Raw genomic sequence first — 17,339 nt, 5'->3', positions numbered from 1 at the left:
GCGCCGCGTCAACCAAGGACGCCTTCCGGAGCTTTTTTCCGGGTCCGTGTAAACGGAAAAAACCCGCCGGGCAGAGGCGGGTCTTTCATCATGGGCGGATAGAACGGCAGGACTAAACGGTCTCCGGCAGTTCCTCCCCCGATTCGCGGTCCAGTTGGCTGAAACGCAGCAGCAGCAGGCCGGCCAGCACCGAAACGACGGCACCGGCCGCGAAAGGAAGGCCGTGCTGAATGCCGAAGAGCGAAGTGCCCGTGATCGGTCCGGCGATCCGGCCCAGACTGTCCATGGACGAGCTGAGTCCCGTCGTGACTCCTTGACCGTGCCGGGTGCGCTGGGTTAACAGCGAGTTGACGCACGGCCGGATCATGGCGTTGCCGGCGCTGAACACGGTCAGGGCCAGCGTAGCCGTCCAGAAGCCGGCGGAGCCGAGCACGAGCAGGAAGCCGACGGCCGAGGCGAGCAGCCCGCCCAGAATCGCGATTTTTTCCTTCTTTTTCTTGGCAATGACACGGACAAGCCCGCCCTGTACCAGCGCATCAGCAAATCCGCTGAACATAAACATCAGACCGATCTGCAGAGGCGTGACGTCGAAACGGGCGATCTGGAAGTACTGGAAAGTCGCTTCCAGGCCCGCGAGCGAGAAGGTGACGAAGAAAGTCATCATATACAGATAACCGAGCTTTCCGCGGAGCAGAGACCAGCGGGACGGCTTGTCCCCCTGGTGCTGTCCTCTGTTTTCCGGCAGCGATTCTTTAAGTTTCAGGAATCCCGCGCAGAAGATTCCCGCGGACAGCAGCGCGGCTCCCCAGAACGGGAGCGACAAACTGAACACGCTTAAGGTTCCCCCGATCGCCGGACCGAAAATAAAGCCCAGTCCGATCGACATTCCGACGAAGCCCATGGATTTCGTCCGTTCCTCATGGGTCGTAATATCCGCGACATAAGCCAGCGCGACTCCGCTCAGCGCCCCCGAGCAGATGCCGCCCAAAATACGGGATAGATAGAGGAGCGGCAGATTCGTTCCCGCCAGCGCAAGCAGGATGAAGGAAATCATAAAGCCGAAAATTCCGGTCAGCAGAACGGGCCTGCGGCCGATTTTATCCGATAGGCCTCCCCATAAAGGAGAGACGAGGAAGGACATGACGGAGTATATGGAGAGAACCCATCCCAGATGCGTCTCTCCTTTCGGTATTCCGTGCAGCAGCTCGGGCAGGACGGGGATAATTAATCCGAATCCGAGGTAGACGGTAAACATCAGCAGCATGATGAACACGACACGCTTGTTCATACGATCGGCCCCTTTGGAATTTCTTGTACCTATGTAAAGATTACGCTTTCTTAACCTGCGCCTTTTTCATCTGCTGGTGTTTCTTCGTGTTCGTCAGCTTATGGAAAATAAGAATCTGCCACGCGTTACAGGCTAGCAGGACCAGCGATACGTACAGCAGCGAAGTCAAATCGTTGATGCTGAAAGCCGGGAGCATTTCCAGGCAGGTGACCACGATCATAAAGAACAGCGTCGGAATTCTGGCCGAAGCATTGGTCAGCTTCACCTTCACTTGCGAAACGATCAAACCCGCCACAGCGATCAGGACCGGAGTACCGACATACATCGCCAGGCTTTCCTTGCCTTCCGCAAAGCTTTGGTAACGCAGGAAAAACAAGTTCGCGATAGCCATGACGATAAAGAACAGCTGAAGACCCGACCAGGCGCCTTTGCGGTTCCGGAGAATTCCGATCATGTAGTAATTCGTCATCAGGTAGGCGAAATACCCGACTACGCTGATCATACACATGGTAAGTGTCGCCATAATGATCATGGAAAATTCACTTGCGCCGCTCACCGCGACATCCATCGACACAAAGTCGGGGAAAATAGCCTTGCCGATTCCCCAGACGGCAATACCGAGAACAAGCCCGCCCAACATCGTAGACCAGAACAGAAACAGCATCGGTTTTAACATGATTTCTCTCCTTAACCGGATACACGGACAAAACCGTCCCCCATTTAGGCAGGGACGGTTCTACCGCTTTTTCGTTTACTTAAAAGATTCCGTAGCCGAGAAGCACGACGATCAGGATCAGAACCGCCCAGACGACAAAAAGAATCTTGGTCGAAGATTCCTTGCCTTGTCCTCTTTTCATGCGTCCGAGAATCATTTCCATAAGACCGATCACAACGATAGCGATAATTCCCTTCACCACGTACTTGACCGGGAAGCCGTAGCCGATCAGCATGCCGATTCCGGAAACCAGCATGATCAGGTAGAACAATCTGAGGATCATAGGAGTAATTTTCTGCCGGTAAAAAATGGCGCTTACCACAAACAGGATGACGATAAACGCCCACGATCCCGCATGCGATTGATGAAAAATGTTTAACAACTTGTCTGACATGTCGATTCCTCCATGTTCGTATATGTATTCCTTGTAGACGCAGCAACGCCCTTATCATATCAAGCCGTCCGAGGGTTTACAAGGTCTTGCAGACAATAACCCATCCAATAAGACACTAGTGTCGGAAAGTGTTCACAAAACTTTGACCGGAAAAAAGACCTGAAAAAACCCAGGCGAAACCGACAGGTCGCCTGCTCTGCACAAGGAACCCGCCGGAACGCGAGGGTCCGGGATTTTTATAAAAATGAACTCAGAACGACCGGCTTGCCCGCCTGCGCCGACTCGTACGCGGCCAGGCCGACGGCCGCCGCTTTGAGCCCGTCTTCGCCCGTAACCGGCACCGGCTTCCCGCCGAGAAGGGCTTCGACGAATCCTCTGATCATGTACTCGTCCATGTTGTCTCCCCAGTAGCTCCACTGGGCCTTGCCCGTGACATCGCTGAAAACCTCGTTCTTCTGCGCGAAGGAATCGATCGAAATGACCCCTTTCGTGCCGGTGATTTCCATCGTTACGTCGCCCCAGGTCGGGAACGTTTTGCTGCGGGACCAGCTCGGATCCAGCACGGCAAAAACGCCGTTCTCGAACCTCACGTGCACCATGCCGGCATCGTCGATATCAAGTCCGCGGAAGCGGGTATCCGCATAGGCGAACACTTCACGGACGTCGCTGCCGAGAAACCAGCGCATCAAATCCATCACATGGACGGTATGGTCGAACACGGCTCCGCCGCCGGAGAGCTTCTTGTCGACGAACCATCCGCCCGGCATGCTGCCGCGGTTGGTTCCTTTGATGGCGATAATCTCGCCGATTTCCCCGCGGTCGACGGCTTCCTTGGCCTGCACGACAGCCGGTATGTAGCGGCACGGAAACGCTGTCATCAGCTGCACGCCATGGTCCCGGCACACCGTGATCATCTCTTCCATCTCCGCCGTGGAGATGCCGAGCGGCTTCTCGCACAGGATGTGCTTCCCGGCTTTGGCGGAAGCTATCGTAAGTTCCGCATGGCGGGAATTCTCGGAACAGATGACGACGGCATCTAGATCGGTTCTCAGCAGTTCTTCCGCCGTGCTGTAGTAAGAGATCCCGTAAGTTTCCGTAATTTTGGCGACACGGTCTTTCTCTTCGTCGGCAATTCCGACGACCTCGACCTCCGGCATAGCGTTCAGTGCGTTAAAATACGAAAACGCGTGACCGTGAGCGAAGCTGATCATTCCGATTTTGAGCTTACGCATGGGCGGCACCTCCTTTTAGCGGCAGCCGGACAGGCTGTCCCGTACGTGCGGATTCGAGGGCGGCCAGCACGATTTCCAGGGCCCGCAGCGCATCCTCCGCCGAAACGAGAGGTTCCTTGTCCTCCCGGATACAGGCTAGGAAATGCTCCAGCTCGTAGTAGTACGGGTCTTGGTAAGACGGGCTTTTCGGTACCTGCACCCCGCGTGCGCCGACCGGCGCCGCACTGCTCCTCAGCAGCTTCAAGGAATCCGTCTCCCGGCTATTCAGCCGGATAATGCCGGCTTTGCCGGCGAATTCGGCAGCTGTCGCGAAAGAGCCCGGATAGCCCCAGTGGCCTTCGAGGTTCGCGATGGCGCCGCCTGCAAACCGGAGGGTCACGAGAGCGTAATCCTGCTCTTCGCTGCGCCGGTTGAGAGCGAATACTTCTTGCACTTCGCCGTATGCCCACCGGGCAAAGTCGATATCGTGAATCATCATGTCCATGATGACGCCGTGACTTTTGTCAAAATCGTTGTACCAGTCCTTGACGGTTCCCGGATGCGAGCCTACCCGTTTCAAGTGAGCCACCCCGGGTTCCCCGGTTACGCCGGAATCCAGTTTACGTTTGAGATCCGCATATTCCGGGAAGAAACGGACCACATGGCCGATGAACAGACGCACGCCTTTCTTTTGACAGTAGGCGATCATTTCTTCGGCATCTTTCAGTGTCAGCGCAATCGGTTTTTCGCAAATGACGTGCTTTCCCAGATCGGCCGCTTTCATGACATATTCCTTGTGCAGGTTGGTCGGCAGAGCAATGCTGACGACGTCGATCTCCGCCTCCGCCATCATGTCCTCGAAAGAAAAGTACGCTTTCGTCTGCACTTGTCCGGCCAAGTCCCGGGCCGTTTCCCGGTCGAGATCGCAAACTCCGGTTAATTCGACTCCCGGCAGCCGATGATAGTCCGTTCCGTGAACGGTCCCCATTGTTCCGCAGCCAACTACGGCGACTTTCATGCTTGTTCTCCTCTCCCTGAAGCAAAAATCTGTGCGGTACACACAGCTCCCTTCATTATATAGGATAGGAAGAAGCCATAAAATGTCTGTATGTTAAGAAGGCATTAATTTTTCTTAGCCTACTTGCTTGACCTCGGAAGCCGACGGGGTATGACGAGGTCTGTCGAACCGGAACAGCCGCTCCCCCGGATGGGTAAGTCCTTGCAGCCGGTTCACAATCATTTCGGCGCCCAGCACAGAGTATACCGTTCCGTTCCCGCCGTATACGAGCGAGAACATGCTGTTCGGAAATCCGTCCTGCACGCCGATCAGCGGATACCCGTCATGCGTTTCACCGAAAACCGCCGCCCACGAAAATTCCGCGCGGAGGTCAAGCTCCGGAAACAAGGCTTTCGCTTTGTCCAGCAAAATACCCGTCTTGACCGCAAGGCGGTTTATCCGTTCTTCTTCGGGAAGCATGTCTTCGTCTTCCCCTCCCACAATAATCCTTCCGTCCGCGGTCGTTCGCATATACAGATAAGGGCGGGCCGTCTCCCAAATCATGCACTCCTTGTACCATCCGGGAAATTCTCCCACCGGTTGAGTCGCGATCGCGTAGGAGGTGAGCAGCTTGGCGTTGCGGTTGCGTTTCATTTCCTGGGTTTCGTATCCCGTCGAATAAACCGCATACTTCGCCTGTATCCGCCGCCGTTCTTTCGTATAAAAGACTGTTCCGTTCGACGTCTCCAACCGTGAATCGATTTCGGTCCGGGCATAGACTCTCATTCCCCTTGCGGTCGACACTTCGATAAGGCCGTTAACGCAGGCGTACGGATTGATGGCCGCATCCCCGGACGCGAGAATAGCCCCGGGTTTTGTGAAAGAGAATTTATCCGCTATGTCGCTTGGCTGCAAGTACTCGACTTCAAATCCGTATTTGTTCAGCGTCCGGTATTCTTCCTCCAGCATCGGCACATCCGCTTCGGCGGAAGCCATGTAAAGCGATTCCCTCCGCTGAAACTGGGCGTCGATCCCTTCCTCTTCGCAGATCCGCCCCAGAGTGCGAACCGCATCCTCGCACAGCTTGTAGAAGGCCACGCCATTCTCCTCCCCGTAGGTGTGGATGCAGCTCGTTAACGTTTTGTCGTTGAAAAATTGAATGAGGCCGGTATTCGCCATCGTACTGCCGCCGGCTATTTCCCTTGAATCCACAAGGACGGTATCGAATCCCGCCTTCGTAAGCATGTAAGCGCTCATGGCCCCGGACATTCCGCTGCCGATGACCAGAACTTCGCATTCTATATCTTCCTCCAACCGAGGATATCGCTTTTTTACGTTACTTGTATGAGGCCAGAGAGGATTTCCTGTAATCAGATCCATTATTTCACGGCTCCTTAGTCGTCTGTGTATTCTAACGTTCACTACCCGATTCCGGAACCGTTATAACTGGGAACGCCTTCCTTGTACGAAAATCGCGAAAAACCCGCCCGTGTAAACTACACAAGGCGGGTTGTTATTTTGCTATTTTACCAGGTTACAAAAGGGATCGAGCCAGGTGTATCTCCGCCCATCATCTGGGCGACCGGTATCGTATACGCGACAAGGATCAGAACGGCGGTGACGCCGAGCCAAAGCCCCCAGCGCTCGAACAGCTTCGGAGTCGGCTCCGATGCGTCACGCACTTCAGCGATCGGGTACTCCGTCTCGCCTTTAGGCGAACGCATAAGCGCAATGACATTATAGATCATCAGGAGCACGGCTACGAAAAGAATCATACCGCCGATCGCCATCGCGACGTGATACGGCATCCACAGCACCGTGTCGGGATGATTCTCGTACGTCGTGTAAGCGGTGCGGCGGGGCGAGCCGAGCAGGCCGACGGTGTGCATGGAGCCCGACATGAAGAACATGCCGACGCACCAGAGAATCGTCTGCCAAATTCCCAGCTTGTGCAGCCTTTGCGTCAGCTGCCGGCCCGTGATCGCAGGGATCAGCCAGTAGGTGATCCCGAAGAAAGTAAGGGCCACGCTGGTCGCGACGGTCAGATGAAAGTGCCCCGTTACCCAGAGGGTATTGTGTACGACCTGGTTCATCTGGTTACTGGCATTGACGATGCCGCCCGCTCCCGCCGGGATGAAGATCAGCATCCCCATAAACGGAGCGAAGAAGCGGACGTCCTTCCAAGGGAGAAACTTAAACCAGCCGAACAGGCCTTTGGCCCCATTCGCCCTGCCTGTCGTTTCGAAGGTGGCGAACAGCGAGAACGCCGTCATCAGGGAAGGAACGATGACCATGAAGGTTAGAATAACCTGAAGGAATTTCCAGAACGAGCTGATTCCGGGCTCTGTCAACTGATGGTGAAACCCTACCGGAATCGAGAACAGCAGGAACAGGATAAACGAAAGCCGGGCAAGCGCGTCGCTGAATATTTTGCCGCCGATAACTTTCGGAATAATCGTATACCAGCAAATATAGGCGGGCAGCAGCCAGAAGTAAACGAGCGGATGACCGAAGTACCAGAATAAGGTGCGGCTCAGAAGGACGTTGACGGTGTCGACCCAGCCGAACGACCAAGGAATCAGCTGGAGCAGAACCTCCGCCGCTACCCCGATGGTCGCGACCTGCCAGAGCAGCATCGTAATGACCGCCATGAAGGCAAACAGCGGCGACAACTGCCCCTTATGAGTCCGCTTCCAGTAGCGGTAATTGATGAAGATGCCGAAGCCGCTCATCCAACTGCCGACGACAACCATCGTCAATGCGATGTAGAAATACGGCGATGCCTTAAGAGGAGCATAGAACGTGTATAGCACGGACGCTTTGTTGAGCAGGATAAAAACCGTTCCCAGCGCGGTTCCGCCCGCCATTAGGCCGAATCCGAGCCAGGCGAGGCGCCGCGGCAGCGGCAGCAGCTCGCCTCCGAGCGTTTTGGAGATACCCGAATACAGGAATCCGATAATGAAAAAGGTCGTAAAAATGAGCGCCATCAGCACGCCGTGTGCTGTCAGCAGCTGATAATAGCCGATACCGGCGGGCAGTTTGATCATGCCTCCGCGGACTAGGCCCTGCAGCACTCCGGCAATACCTCCGAGAAGAAGCGCGCCAAAAGCGAATAAAATGTGAGCGAGGACGAGCTTGCTGTCTTTCGGATTAAAGGCAGCGGCGGCTTGCCGCGCCGGTTGCGTGTCGGTTCCGTTCATACATAACGACTTCCTTTCTGCCGGTGGGTTTAGTTAACGACTATCGTCGTTTTCATCCATTCGTGGGCTCCGCCGCAGTATTCGTTGCAGAGCACGAGATAAGAACCCGGCTTGTCGAACTTATACGTAAGATGATTCACTTCCCCCGGAAGCACCATCATGTTTACATTTGTGCCCGGGATTTCAAACCCGTGGACGACGTCCTTGCTTGTGATCATAAAATGCACGGTCGCTCCTTCGGGAATTTCCATCTTATCCGGCTTGTAACCGAACGCGAAAGCGGTCATAACGGCTTCGTATTCGTTCTCCCCTACTTTCTTCAGGCCCGGCTGATCGAAAGGCGGCGTCAAATCGACCTTCGCCGGATCGATCGTGTGCGCATGGCCGGTCGGCGGGTTCATTCCCATCGCAAACGCGGATACGCCGATCACGGACAGGAAAACGATGAGCATGGAGATGCCGAAAACGATCCAGATTTTCTCCAAACGATGAATATGCATGTAATATCCCCTCTTTTTTTTCCGATTCGCGGAACTTTTGGCGCATTTGTCCCGTTAACTTCTTATAAGGTACAGAGCAAATACGCCGAACCAAGTAATCAGAATAAACGCGCCCAGAATCATAACCGATGCGAAAGCGCCTTTCAGCTCCGGTTCCTTCTCGTTCGCCCCGCTTTGCGGAGCGGGCTTAATGTCCTGCTTTTCCTTGGCAGGCGCGAGCTTTGCCATAGCGGCATCCCCCTTTGTCAATGAAGCTTTTCATGGTTTCATCTTACCTTCGGCATGAGCACCCACATGTGATAATAATCACAAATTCTTTATGAAATTGTAACGATTTTGTTACAAGGTTTTAGGTATCGAGACCTGGTTCTACATGGTATAATGACAGAGCAAATCATATGTAAAATGTTTGTAAATTGAATGAACAGGAGATCTGTGATGCAGAAAGGTATTCATTTTATAGCGCGTCGGCTGCACTTATTCGTTTGGCCCCTGCTGCTCGTTGTCTTCATTGAGTTTTTAAATCGGGGAGGAGTGATGGCCGCCCTATCCTGGGTCAAGCACAGTCCGGGGGAAATGGTACTTAACTATTTGCTGACCTTCTGCCTGTTCCTAGTTTTTACCGCTTTGACCGGCCGGAGCCGCATCGCGTTCTGGATCGTAGCCGCTTTCATGCTGATCTGCGGTCTAATCAGCGGAATTAAATTCAAAATTCTCGGTGTGCCTCTTCTGCCTTGGGATTTGTTTCTCAGCAGCGAGACGACCGACATCGTCCAATACTTGAACGGTTTGTTCGATAAAACGATCGTAATCGGCATTATCGTGTTCCTTGCGGCCAGCGTCGCCCTGCTTTATTTCGTTCCTTGGACCCATTCCCGCTTCCGCTGGAAAGAGAACATCGTTCTCGGTGTCCTTGGCGTCGCGCTCGCATGCGCCGTCTATTTCGACAAACCGGTTCCGATCAAATCCGCCCTTCATATCTCCACCATTCCCTGGAACCAGGCCGATAACTATCATGTCAACGGGTTTATGCTGTCCACCGTCATGAATATCGAGCAGATCATCATCGATGCTCCTCAGGGCTACAGCCAGGCGAATATGGACAATTTCGTGAAGCGGGTCGAACGCCGCACCAACGTAGATCCGAATGTAAAACCGAACATTATCGTCATTCTCGGCGAAGCTTTCTGGGATCCTACCCGGATGAAGAACGTAACGTTCAGCGAAGATCCGGTTCCGTTCATCCACCATCTCCAGCAGAACTATTCCAGCGGTTATATGCTGTCGCCCCAGTTCGGCGGCGGAACCGCCAATGTCGAATTCGAGGTGCTCTCGGGCAATTCGATCCGGTTCCTGCCGGAAGGCGCCATCGCCTATAACCAATACATGAACCGACGCGTCGATTCACTGGCCAGCATTTTAGCGAGACAAGGCTATCAGACGGCGGCCATTAACCCGTTCCATAACTGGTTTTTCAACAGCCGCAACGTGTACCAGAACTTCGGATTCTCTAAATTCATTTCTCAGGAGTACTTCGAACCCGAATACAACGGTCCTTATCTGGCCGACAAAGCGGTGATGAACAAAATCATCGAGCAGGTCGACAGCACGTCCGGTCCTGACTTTGTATTCGCGAACACGATGGAGAATCACGCGCCGTTTACACCGGATAAATTCAAACAGAACACCATCAAAGCGAGCGGCAATTTCCCGGAGGAAACGAAGGGCATGATCGAGACACTCGCCCAGGGCGTTCATAATACGGATGCCGCGCTCAAAATGCTCGTGGAACATTACGAGAAGAAAGGCGAGCCGACGATCATCATGCTGTTCGGCGACCATCTTCCGGCCATGGGCAATAACTTCCAGGCCTACAAAGATACCGGATACTTGAAGGACGATGACGATTCCGCAGCCGTGCTGGATAAAATGTACACCCTGCCGGTCGTCGTCTGGGATAACTATTTGCCGAAGCACCAGGATAAGCTCGACATGAGCGCTTCCTTCCTCGGGCCTTATCTTTTGAATCTGGCGCAGCGCGAAGGAACGCCCTACACGGACTACCTGTTCTCCTTGTCCAAAAAGTTCCCGATGATCCCGCCCCGGAATCATTACGACCGGATGAAGCTGACCGAGCAGGATGTGACGGAGTACCGGATGCTCCAGTATGACGTGCTGTTCGGGGAGCAGTACAGCTTTAACGGCTTCCGCGACAAGATCATTAATCCGAAATACACACTTGGCTTCGGTGAGATGACGATCGACAATGTGTCGCCGCTTCACCAAAGCACGGCCGGAGGCAGCAGCGGAGATTCTTCCGTCGAAATCAGCGGCAAGAACTTTGCTCCGGGGTGTGTCGTCTATTTGAACGACAAGGCCCTCAAGACGACTTACGAGAGCCGCCAATCGCTCTCCGCAATCGTCCCGAAAGATGCCGCTGAACCCGGGAAACCGGTGAACTTGCAGGTGAAAGTGATCGATTCCAAAAACCTGCCGATTCAAACGACACCGGTCAAACAAGTGAATGAACTGAAATAACGGCACGATAAAAAAGACTTGGCCGTCCGCTTCCCGGAGGAAGCGGACGGAACCAAGTCTTTTTTTTGATTCAGATGCAAGGGGTCTAAGAAGTGACGACCCCGCTGAGCACCCGGCATCGGCCGGGGGCGTCCGTACGGAACTTTTCCACGTTGCCGTTGTCCGCTACGGTGACATAGACCGTTCTGCCGTCCGGACCGCCGAAGGTCAGGTTGGTACAGTTTTTGCCGTGCAGAACGACTTCCTGAAGAATGTTGCCCTGCGGGGAAATCTTCAGGACCGTTCCTTTACCGAAACGGGTGCTGTACAGATTGCCCTTCGAATCGCACCGCATGCCGTCCAGTCCGAAGTCGGGAAATTCGATTAGCAGACGCTTGTTGGAAATCGCGCCCGCTTCGGTCAGATCGTATACCCAGATCCGGCGCTGAACGGATTCGTTCACATACAGCCTTTTCCCGTCCGGTGAAACTTCGATCCCGTTGGTTGTCCCCATTCCGCTCTCCAGAAGCGTCACATTGCCCGGGGTCACCCGCCAAAGACTTCCCGTGTTGTTGCTCCAGTTCGGATCGCTTGCAAAAACAATATCGTTTGCCGAGATCGCAATATCGTTCGGCTGGTTCATTCCGGGTCCGTGCGCCCAGACCGTAACGGCTTTGGTGGCCATGTCTACTTTCAGCACGTTATGGTTCTTATAATCGGCGATCAGCATCTCTCCGGCCCGCGTAAAACGGATTCCGTTGCCGATGCTGCCGTTCGGAAGCTCCACGAACACGCTGCTTTGGCCTGCCGGCGTTACTTTGCCGATGGTACCTTCTTTCGCATAATTAACGGCATACAAATTCCCTTGGGCATCGCAGGCGGGCCCTTCGATTCCACCCGTAAATCCGTGCGGAGGTGTAAATACACTGCTAGTGAACAATTTCTCCATGTCTGTTCTCTCCTTTTTTTATCAACTCCACCAATTAAAGGATATGTTACCTAGCCGAATCAAAGCTCGGCTTTTTTTCTGAGATCGTGAACCGCCACAACCTTAGATCGCTGACAGCTGGCGGATAACCAGTCCTGCCGCCCCGATAGCGAGGGCTTCCTCTCCGAAACTTCCTTTGCTGAATAGCACCTGGTAGTCGGGGTAATAATAAGTTTTCTTTATCGCGGTCTGTGTGGCGGTATAGAAGAATAAATCATTCGTCGAAATAAGCGGTCCTCCGAGCACGACCTTCTCCGGATGCAGCATATTGAGCAGATTGGCCAACCCGATGCCGAAATAGACGGCGGCCTGCGTGATGACTTCAACCGCCAGCGGGTCCCGGCTGTGGAGAGCCTGCACAATCTCGCGGAACGTAATCGCATCCGGACTGCCGAGCGCGGATAACACACTGGGCCGTCCCTGCTTGAGCCACGCACGTATTTCGCGTTCGACGGCATAAATGGATGCATAGGACTCCAACGCCCCGTAATTCCCCTCCTGGGACCGGGGGGCGACGCCATCCGTCTGGATGATCATCTGCCCGATCGAGCCTTCCATATCGACGGCCCCGTAGATGAGCTTCCCTTCGCTGAGCATGGACGAGCGGAGGCCGACGCCTAAGTGTACATACAGCATATGACGGAAGGAGCGTTTCTGTCTGGACCAAGATTCCGCGAGAAGCGCCGTATTTGCTCCGTTATCGAGGAGCACGGGCAGCCCGAGCCGTTCCTCCAGCATATTTCGGACGGGCACGCCGTTCCAGCCGGGCGTCGGGAAATAACGCGGATTCAGGATGACGCCTTCCTCGCGATTTACCGGGCCTACGGCTCCGACACCCATGCCGAGCACATGTCCGGGGGAAAAACCTCTGCGCTGCAGCATGGCTTCCGCTTCATCGGCGACGGACGCCAGCAGCACATCCGGCGTCAGCCCCTCCTTCATTTCCCACGTCCTCGATTCAAGGACCTTCATCTGCATATCGGTCAGGACGAGACGGGAAAGAGTACGGGATATATCTACACCGAATGCGCAGCCGTAATCCGCCTGAATTCGGTAAAGAACCGGTCTGCGGCCGCCCGTGGACGGGCCGTGCCCCGATTCGGCGATCAGGCCCTGTGCGCACAGTTCGTCCAGCAGCCGGGTAAGTGTGCTTACGGTCAAGCCGCTTTCTTCCAGCAGCTCGATCTTGGAGACCGTCCCGCCCTGGCGGATCAGCTCGAACAACTCTTTTTCTTTGCGGTTTCCGATGCGCTCGGAAATCGGACTGTTAACCATAAATCGCTACACCCACTAACGCACTAAGCAGAATAACGGACAACGGATGCATCCGGTAACGGGTAAGCCCCAGCAGCGCCAGCAGGAAAATAGCCGCTGAAACGCCGGTCTTCCAGGTCCACCATTCCGTCCGGAAATAGGTAAAGCCAAAGCGCAAAGCCGCCACGACGACCAGCGCGGCCACTACGGGACGCAGCCCGTAAAAGACGGTTTTGACGGTTCGGTGCGTCCGGATGGCATAGAAGAAACGCGCGACGGCCGCGATCAGAACGACCGACGGGAGTACCATGCCCAGCACGGCTGCCGCCGCTCCGGGAAGCCCCATCGTCATTTTGCCGATATAAATCGCGCAGTTTGTCGCCAGCGGCCCCGGCGCCATGCCGGAAATCGCCACGGCTTCCGAAAACTGCTCCGGCGTCAGCCATCCCTGCAGTTCGACTTCATGCTGAATGGCCGGAATCATCGCGAATCCGCCCCCGAAGGAGAGAATTCCGATTTTGAGGAACGTCCAGAAAAGGTTGATCAGCATCTTGACTCTCCCCCTTATATGCCTTCGCCGAAATAACATTCGAGCTCGGGATAACGGGGAACGGCCGGGTCAGCGGACCGCTCCCGTCTCCTTTTTTTAGGCTCGAAGCGAACGGCGAAGCCGAAATGTCCTTTTGCCAGCACCAGCACACAGCCGGCGGTGACGCCAAGCAGCATGACGAGCAGAGGGTGGATTCCCGTCAGAAGCAGAGCCGCGATAGAACCTGCGAAGACAAACAGCGAGGCGCCGTCGAATACCGAAGAGCGCAGCAGCTTCAATCCCGCGTAAGCGATCAGAGCCAGAACCGCCATCTGAATGCCTTCCATTGCCGCAATAACTTTAGGATACTGCCTGAACGCGGAAAAGCCAATAGCGAGTATAAGCACCAGCACGAAGGTAGGCAGCATCATGCCGAAAACAGCGGCAAGCATGCCGGGAACGCTTCCGAGCTTGTAGCCGATAAAGGCGGCCGCGTTCACGCCCACTCCGCCGGGAGCGACTCCCGACACCGAAATCACTTCGCCGAATTCGTCCTCGTCCAGCCAGCGGCGGCGCAGCACGATCTCCCGTTCGAGAATGGGCAGCATGGCAAAGCCTCCGCCAAAGGAAACGGGGCCGATGCGGGCAAACGAACCGAATAATTGAAGCAGCAGTTTTAAACGGGCAGCGGAAAATTTCAAGAGAGTCATCTTCTTTCGTGTCTGAATAAGTGGTTATCTCCATTCTAAACGACTTTCTATCATTTTGAAATAAACTTATGCGTATTTGTATTCAAATAGACGAATTTATTATTTTATAAGCCGAATTTAGATTCACTTATCATTCATTTTATATAAAAGTTGGGATTTTTAACGCCAATTTCCTCTCTTTATAAACCTAAAATCCGATGCTTATAATAGGACTAAAATTCCAAATTTCGACAAAATATAAGCATACCTGCCTATTTTCTTGTTTCACTCCAATTTTACCGGGTAAATAAAGTTAGTTTCTAACAACCCGTACGTCATGCGCTCAATCCCGCTTTGAGGTGTTGAGACAGAAGATGAATAACATGAAGGAGGTTGTTTTAGTGAACAAACACTTAACGGGAGTTCTCGCTCTTCTGCTTACGCTGGCGCTGCTGCCTTTCCAGCATGCATCGGCCAAAGAAGCGGAGCCTTGGACCGATCAAACCCTGATCGCTCATGCGATGGGCGGAATTTCCGGTGAAACTCTCACAAACTCATATGAAGCTTTTCTGATCAATTACGAAAAAGGTCACCGCCTATTCGAAGTCGATCTTAACTTGACATCGGACGGCCAGCTCGCGGCGCGGCACGACTGGCTCCGTTATTTGTCCGATCGTCTGCAGCCGACCCTTCCCGATCATCTTAAAGACGGACCTGTCACCTTGGCGGAATTCAAACGGCACAAAATTTTGAACAAATATACGCCTCTTGATCTCGACCTGCTGCTTCAACTGCTGGAGCAGTACCCCGATGCTTACATCGTAACCGATACGAAAAGCGAAGACCCGGAAGTCGTACAGAAGCAGTTCCAGCTTATCGTTCAACAAGCAAAAGCGGTAAATCCGGCTCTTCTGGAACGCATTGTTCCGGAATTGTACGAAATCGACATGATCAACCAAGTGAAGAAGATCTATGATTTTCCAAACTATTTCTTCTCCATCTACATGACCAGCTACTCCGAAAAAGAAATCATCTCGCTGGTGAAGAAAAATAACATCAAGGCGGTAGCGATGCCGGTCGAACGGGCTACCTCTACGATGATCGGCGGCCTGAGCAACCTGGGTGTTCCCGTCTATGTCCATACGGTGAATGAGTTGAAGGAAATCAACAAGCTGAAAAAAATCGGCGTACACGGCTTTTACACCGATTTTCTGACTTACCGTGAAGTTTCGCCGGATTCGGCGGCCGCCAAAACACAGACCGCGGTCAAAGCGGCATCGGCCGGGCCGGCGGACGACCAGGCAAACAGCGTGGTACAAGCCGGGGAAAAACCGGCTGCCGGGGCGCCTAAAGAGACGCTTATGCAAAAGCTCGCTTCGCTTGTCATTCAGGTTTTTGAAAAGTAACCGATCAAACGGGTTCGCTCATCCGGCGGCCCGTTTTTTACGCCTGAAAAAACGGGCATCTTCCCGCCCTGCGCTAAGATGCCTCATATCCGCTTCTGGCGGCTTCACTTTACCCGGATATGCAAAGAAACCGGATCACGAGGATCCGGTTTCTTCTTATAAGAACGGAGCACGCTCCGTTTCTTTTCTACTAATTGGCCTGCTTATATACGGCGATCGGCGTCTGCGGGAGCTTCGTCACGGTAGCTGCTGGACCAGCGGTGATATTCGTCCTCCGCGGCATCCTTCGTATGGCCGTAACGCTCTTGAAGCTTGCCTACAAGTTTATCTTTCTCGCCGTTAATAACATCCATGTCGTCGTCCGTGAGTTTACCCCACTGTTTTTGCGCTTCCCCTTTGAGCTGTTTCCATTTCCCTTTGAATACGTTGTTGTCCATGGTATCTCATCTCCTTAGAGGGTTATTGGTTATCTCTACAATTCTTACTTACCCTGCGAGGCGTTTGATGAAACCCCGGAGCCCGGGCTTCAAGAGGCTGCGCATCAAAAGAGCCGACTCTCTTGGAATCCAAGCAGCTGTCGGCTATCTTTATTACATCACACTTCCTCCCGCCGCGGCAGGGGGAAATTTTTACAGAAAGGGATACAAATATCCACTTAAACAGGACGCTTCGTCGTCACCTTGTAAGAGCGTCTTACCGTTCGACTTCTACCGCTCTCGCCTGCCGGAACTACAGGCCGTTCCCCAGGTTCCATTCGGAATAAAACCGCACCAGATACTGCTCCATAAACTCATGCCGCTCCTCGGCCAGCTGCCTGCCGGTTTCCGTATTCATCAGCTCTTTAAGCTTGAGAAGCTTCTCGTAAAAATGATTGATCGCGGTGCTCTTGCCTTCTCGGTACTGTTCCGCCGTCATTTCAGAGCGCGGTTCGAGATGCGGATCATAAATCAGGCTTCCCCGCGCCCCCGCGTAAACGAATGTCCGCGCTATGCCGATGGCTCCGATCGCATCGAGCCGGTCCGCATCCTGGACGATCCTGCCCTCGAGTGTGCTCATCTTTGTGCCGGTGCCGCCCTGAAAAGACAAGGTTCCGATGATGTCCAGGATATGCCGGACCGCTTCGCCGGGCACCTCGTTGTCCGCCAGCCACGCGGCGAGTTTCTCGGTTTCCTTCTTTTTGTCGTCCACCAGCTTCTCGTCAATGAGATCATGCAGTAAAGCAGCCATTTCGCACACAAACTCGTCCGCGTTCTCCTTCTTCGCGATAAGCTTGGCCAAACGCGTTACACGGTGAATATGCCACCAGTCGTGTCCGGTCGGTTCGTCCTTCAGCTTTTCCCCTGCCAATTGATACGCTTTCTCCAAAACAGTCTGTAGTTCCATAGCATACAATCCTTTTTAAATAATAATTGTGGAAAGAACGCCTCGATTTTGCCACGGTTTGCTTCTGATTTACAGCGGATCCAATCTCCGGACAAAAAAAAAGTGTACTCCCCGGAATTGCGAGAGTACCAGAACGTGTGGAGTGTGAAATTGAAGCTGACCCGTACCCTTATTACACCATAAATAGACAAAGTTCATAAGGGATAAATTCGGCGAATAAAGGGCACAATTATCTACTCTTTACTTGGAATTGCCCTATTCTCAGCAA

At 53.7% G+C, this 17,339-nt stretch carries 17 protein-coding genes; 2 read left to right on the top strand and 15 right to left on the bottom strand.

Annotated elements, in window-relative coordinates; genetic code table 11:
- Positions 1-112 precede the first annotated feature (112 nt).
- The 9 genes from ABH899_RS07445 to ABH899_RS07405 all read right to left on the bottom strand — a co-directional run bounded on the left by ABH899_RS07445 (position 113) and on the right by ABH899_RS07405 (position 8,533).
- The gene (locus ABH899_RS07445) at positions 113-1,288 is read right to left on the bottom strand and encodes an MFS transporter (RefSeq protein ID WP_369995273.1); all 1,176 of its coding nucleotides are present in this window, start codon (positions 1,286-1,288) and stop codon (positions 113-115) included.
- 40 nt (positions 1,289-1,328) lie between these two features.
- On the bottom strand, positions 1,329-1,964 hold the full coding sequence (locus ABH899_RS07440) for a KinB-signaling pathway activation protein (protein WP_009673246.1): 636 nt from the start codon (positions 1,962-1,964) through the stop codon (positions 1,329-1,331).
- A gap of 79 nt (positions 1,965-2,043) precedes the next feature.
- Entirely contained in the window at positions 2,044-2,397 is a 354-nt protein-coding gene (locus tag ABH899_RS07435) for a DUF1516 family protein (protein ID WP_016423976.1), read from the bottom strand.
- A 236-nt stretch (positions 2,398-2,633) separates the two neighbouring features.
- The gene (locus ABH899_RS07430) at positions 2,634-3,629 is read right to left on the bottom strand and encodes a Gfo/Idh/MocA family protein (protein WP_369995270.1); all 996 of its coding nucleotides are present in this window, start codon (positions 3,627-3,629) and stop codon (positions 2,634-2,636) included.
- Complete coding sequence (locus ABH899_RS07425) at positions 3,622-4,626, bottom strand: Gfo/Idh/MocA family protein (RefSeq protein ID WP_369995268.1); 1,005 nt, start codon at positions 4,624-4,626, stop codon at positions 3,622-3,624. Before ABH899_RS07425 ends, ABH899_RS07430 begins: the two co-directional genes overlap by 8 nt.
- A gap of 114 nt (positions 4,627-4,740) precedes the next feature.
- The gene (locus ABH899_RS07420) at positions 4,741-5,919 is read right to left on the bottom strand and encodes an NAD(P)/FAD-dependent oxidoreductase (protein ID WP_369995266.1); all 1,179 of its coding nucleotides are present in this window, start codon (positions 5,917-5,919) and stop codon (positions 4,741-4,743) included.
- A 212-nt stretch (positions 5,920-6,131) separates the two neighbouring features.
- Positions 6,132-7,805 carry a b(o/a)3-type cytochrome-c oxidase subunit 1 gene (locus ABH899_RS07415; protein ID WP_369995263.1) on the bottom strand — a complete coding sequence of 558 codons (1,674 nt, stop codon included), beginning with the start codon at positions 7,803-7,805 and terminating at the stop codon, positions 6,132-6,134.
- Between the two features lie 29 nt (positions 7,806-7,834).
- Positions 7,835-8,305: a cytochrome c oxidase subunit II gene (locus ABH899_RS07410; RefSeq protein ID WP_369995262.1), complete on the bottom strand. Its 471-nt coding sequence runs from the start codon at positions 8,303-8,305 to the stop codon at positions 7,835-7,837.
- Between the two features lie 54 nt (positions 8,306-8,359).
- Positions 8,360-8,533 carry a cytochrome c oxidase subunit 2A gene (locus tag ABH899_RS07405; RefSeq protein ID WP_009677255.1) on the bottom strand — a complete coding sequence of 58 codons (174 nt, stop codon included), beginning with the start codon at positions 8,531-8,533 and terminating at the stop codon, positions 8,360-8,362.
- A gap of 210 nt (positions 8,534-8,743) precedes the next feature.
- Here ABH899_RS07405 and ABH899_RS07400 point away from each other — a divergent pair, with 210 nt between their 5' ends.
- Positions 8,744-10,843: an LTA synthase family protein gene (locus tag ABH899_RS07400; RefSeq protein WP_369995259.1), complete on the top strand. Its 2,100-nt coding sequence runs from the start codon at positions 8,744-8,746 to the stop codon at positions 10,841-10,843.
- An 85-nt stretch (positions 10,844-10,928) separates the two neighbouring features.
- Here the strand turns inward: ABH899_RS07400 and ABH899_RS07395 are convergent, their stop codons facing one another.
- The 4 genes from ABH899_RS07395 to ABH899_RS07380 form a co-directional block, all read right to left on the bottom strand.
- Complete coding sequence (locus tag ABH899_RS07395; RefSeq protein WP_369995257.1) at positions 10,929-11,771, bottom strand: SMP-30/gluconolactonase/LRE family protein; 843 nt, start codon at positions 11,769-11,771, stop codon at positions 10,929-10,931.
- 102 nt (positions 11,772-11,873) lie between these two features.
- On the bottom strand, positions 11,874-13,085 hold the full coding sequence (locus ABH899_RS07390; RefSeq protein ID WP_369995256.1) for an ROK family protein: 1,212 nt from the start codon (positions 13,083-13,085) through the stop codon (positions 11,874-11,876).
- Positions 13,078-13,614 (bottom strand): chromate transporter, encoded by a 537-nt coding sequence (locus ABH899_RS07385; protein ID WP_369995253.1) that lies wholly within the window; start codon positions 13,612-13,614, stop codon positions 13,078-13,080. The genes ABH899_RS07390 and ABH899_RS07385 overlap by 8 nt, the downstream gene beginning before the upstream one ends.
- A 14-nt stretch (positions 13,615-13,628) precedes the next feature.
- A complete protein-coding gene (locus ABH899_RS07380; RefSeq protein ID WP_016423975.1) occupies positions 13,629-14,303 on the bottom strand; it encodes a chromate transporter in 675 nt (224 codons plus the stop codon).
- 380 nt (positions 14,304-14,683) lie between these two features.
- Between ABH899_RS07380 and ABH899_RS07375 the strand changes: the two genes are divergently transcribed.
- Complete coding sequence (locus ABH899_RS07375; protein ID WP_369995250.1) at positions 14,684-15,688, top strand: phosphatidylinositol-specific phospholipase C/glycerophosphodiester phosphodiesterase family protein; 1,005 nt, start codon at positions 14,684-14,686, stop codon at positions 15,686-15,688.
- A gap of 203 nt (positions 15,689-15,891) precedes the next feature.
- On the opposite strand, the gene ABH899_RS07370 is transcribed toward ABH899_RS07375, so the two are convergent.
- Together ABH899_RS07370 and ABH899_RS07365 are read right to left on the bottom strand one after the other, a co-directional pair.
- On the bottom strand, positions 15,892-16,125 hold the full coding sequence (locus ABH899_RS07370) for a CsbD family protein (RefSeq protein ID WP_369995248.1): 234 nt from the start codon (positions 16,123-16,125) through the stop codon (positions 15,892-15,894).
- Between the two features lie 292 nt (positions 16,126-16,417).
- Entirely contained in the window at positions 16,418-17,071 is a 654-nt protein-coding gene (locus ABH899_RS07365; protein WP_369995245.1) for an HD domain-containing protein, read from the bottom strand.
- Between the last annotated feature and the right edge of the window lie 268 nt (positions 17,072-17,339).

Source organism: Paenibacillus sp. RC84 (assembly GCF_041260495.1).
Lineage (GTDB): Bacteria > Bacillota > Bacilli > Paenibacillales > NBRC-103111 > Paenibacillus_F.
The sequence above is the reverse complement of the archived record's forward strand: the minus strand, read 5'-3'. Positions and strand labels throughout refer to the sequence as shown.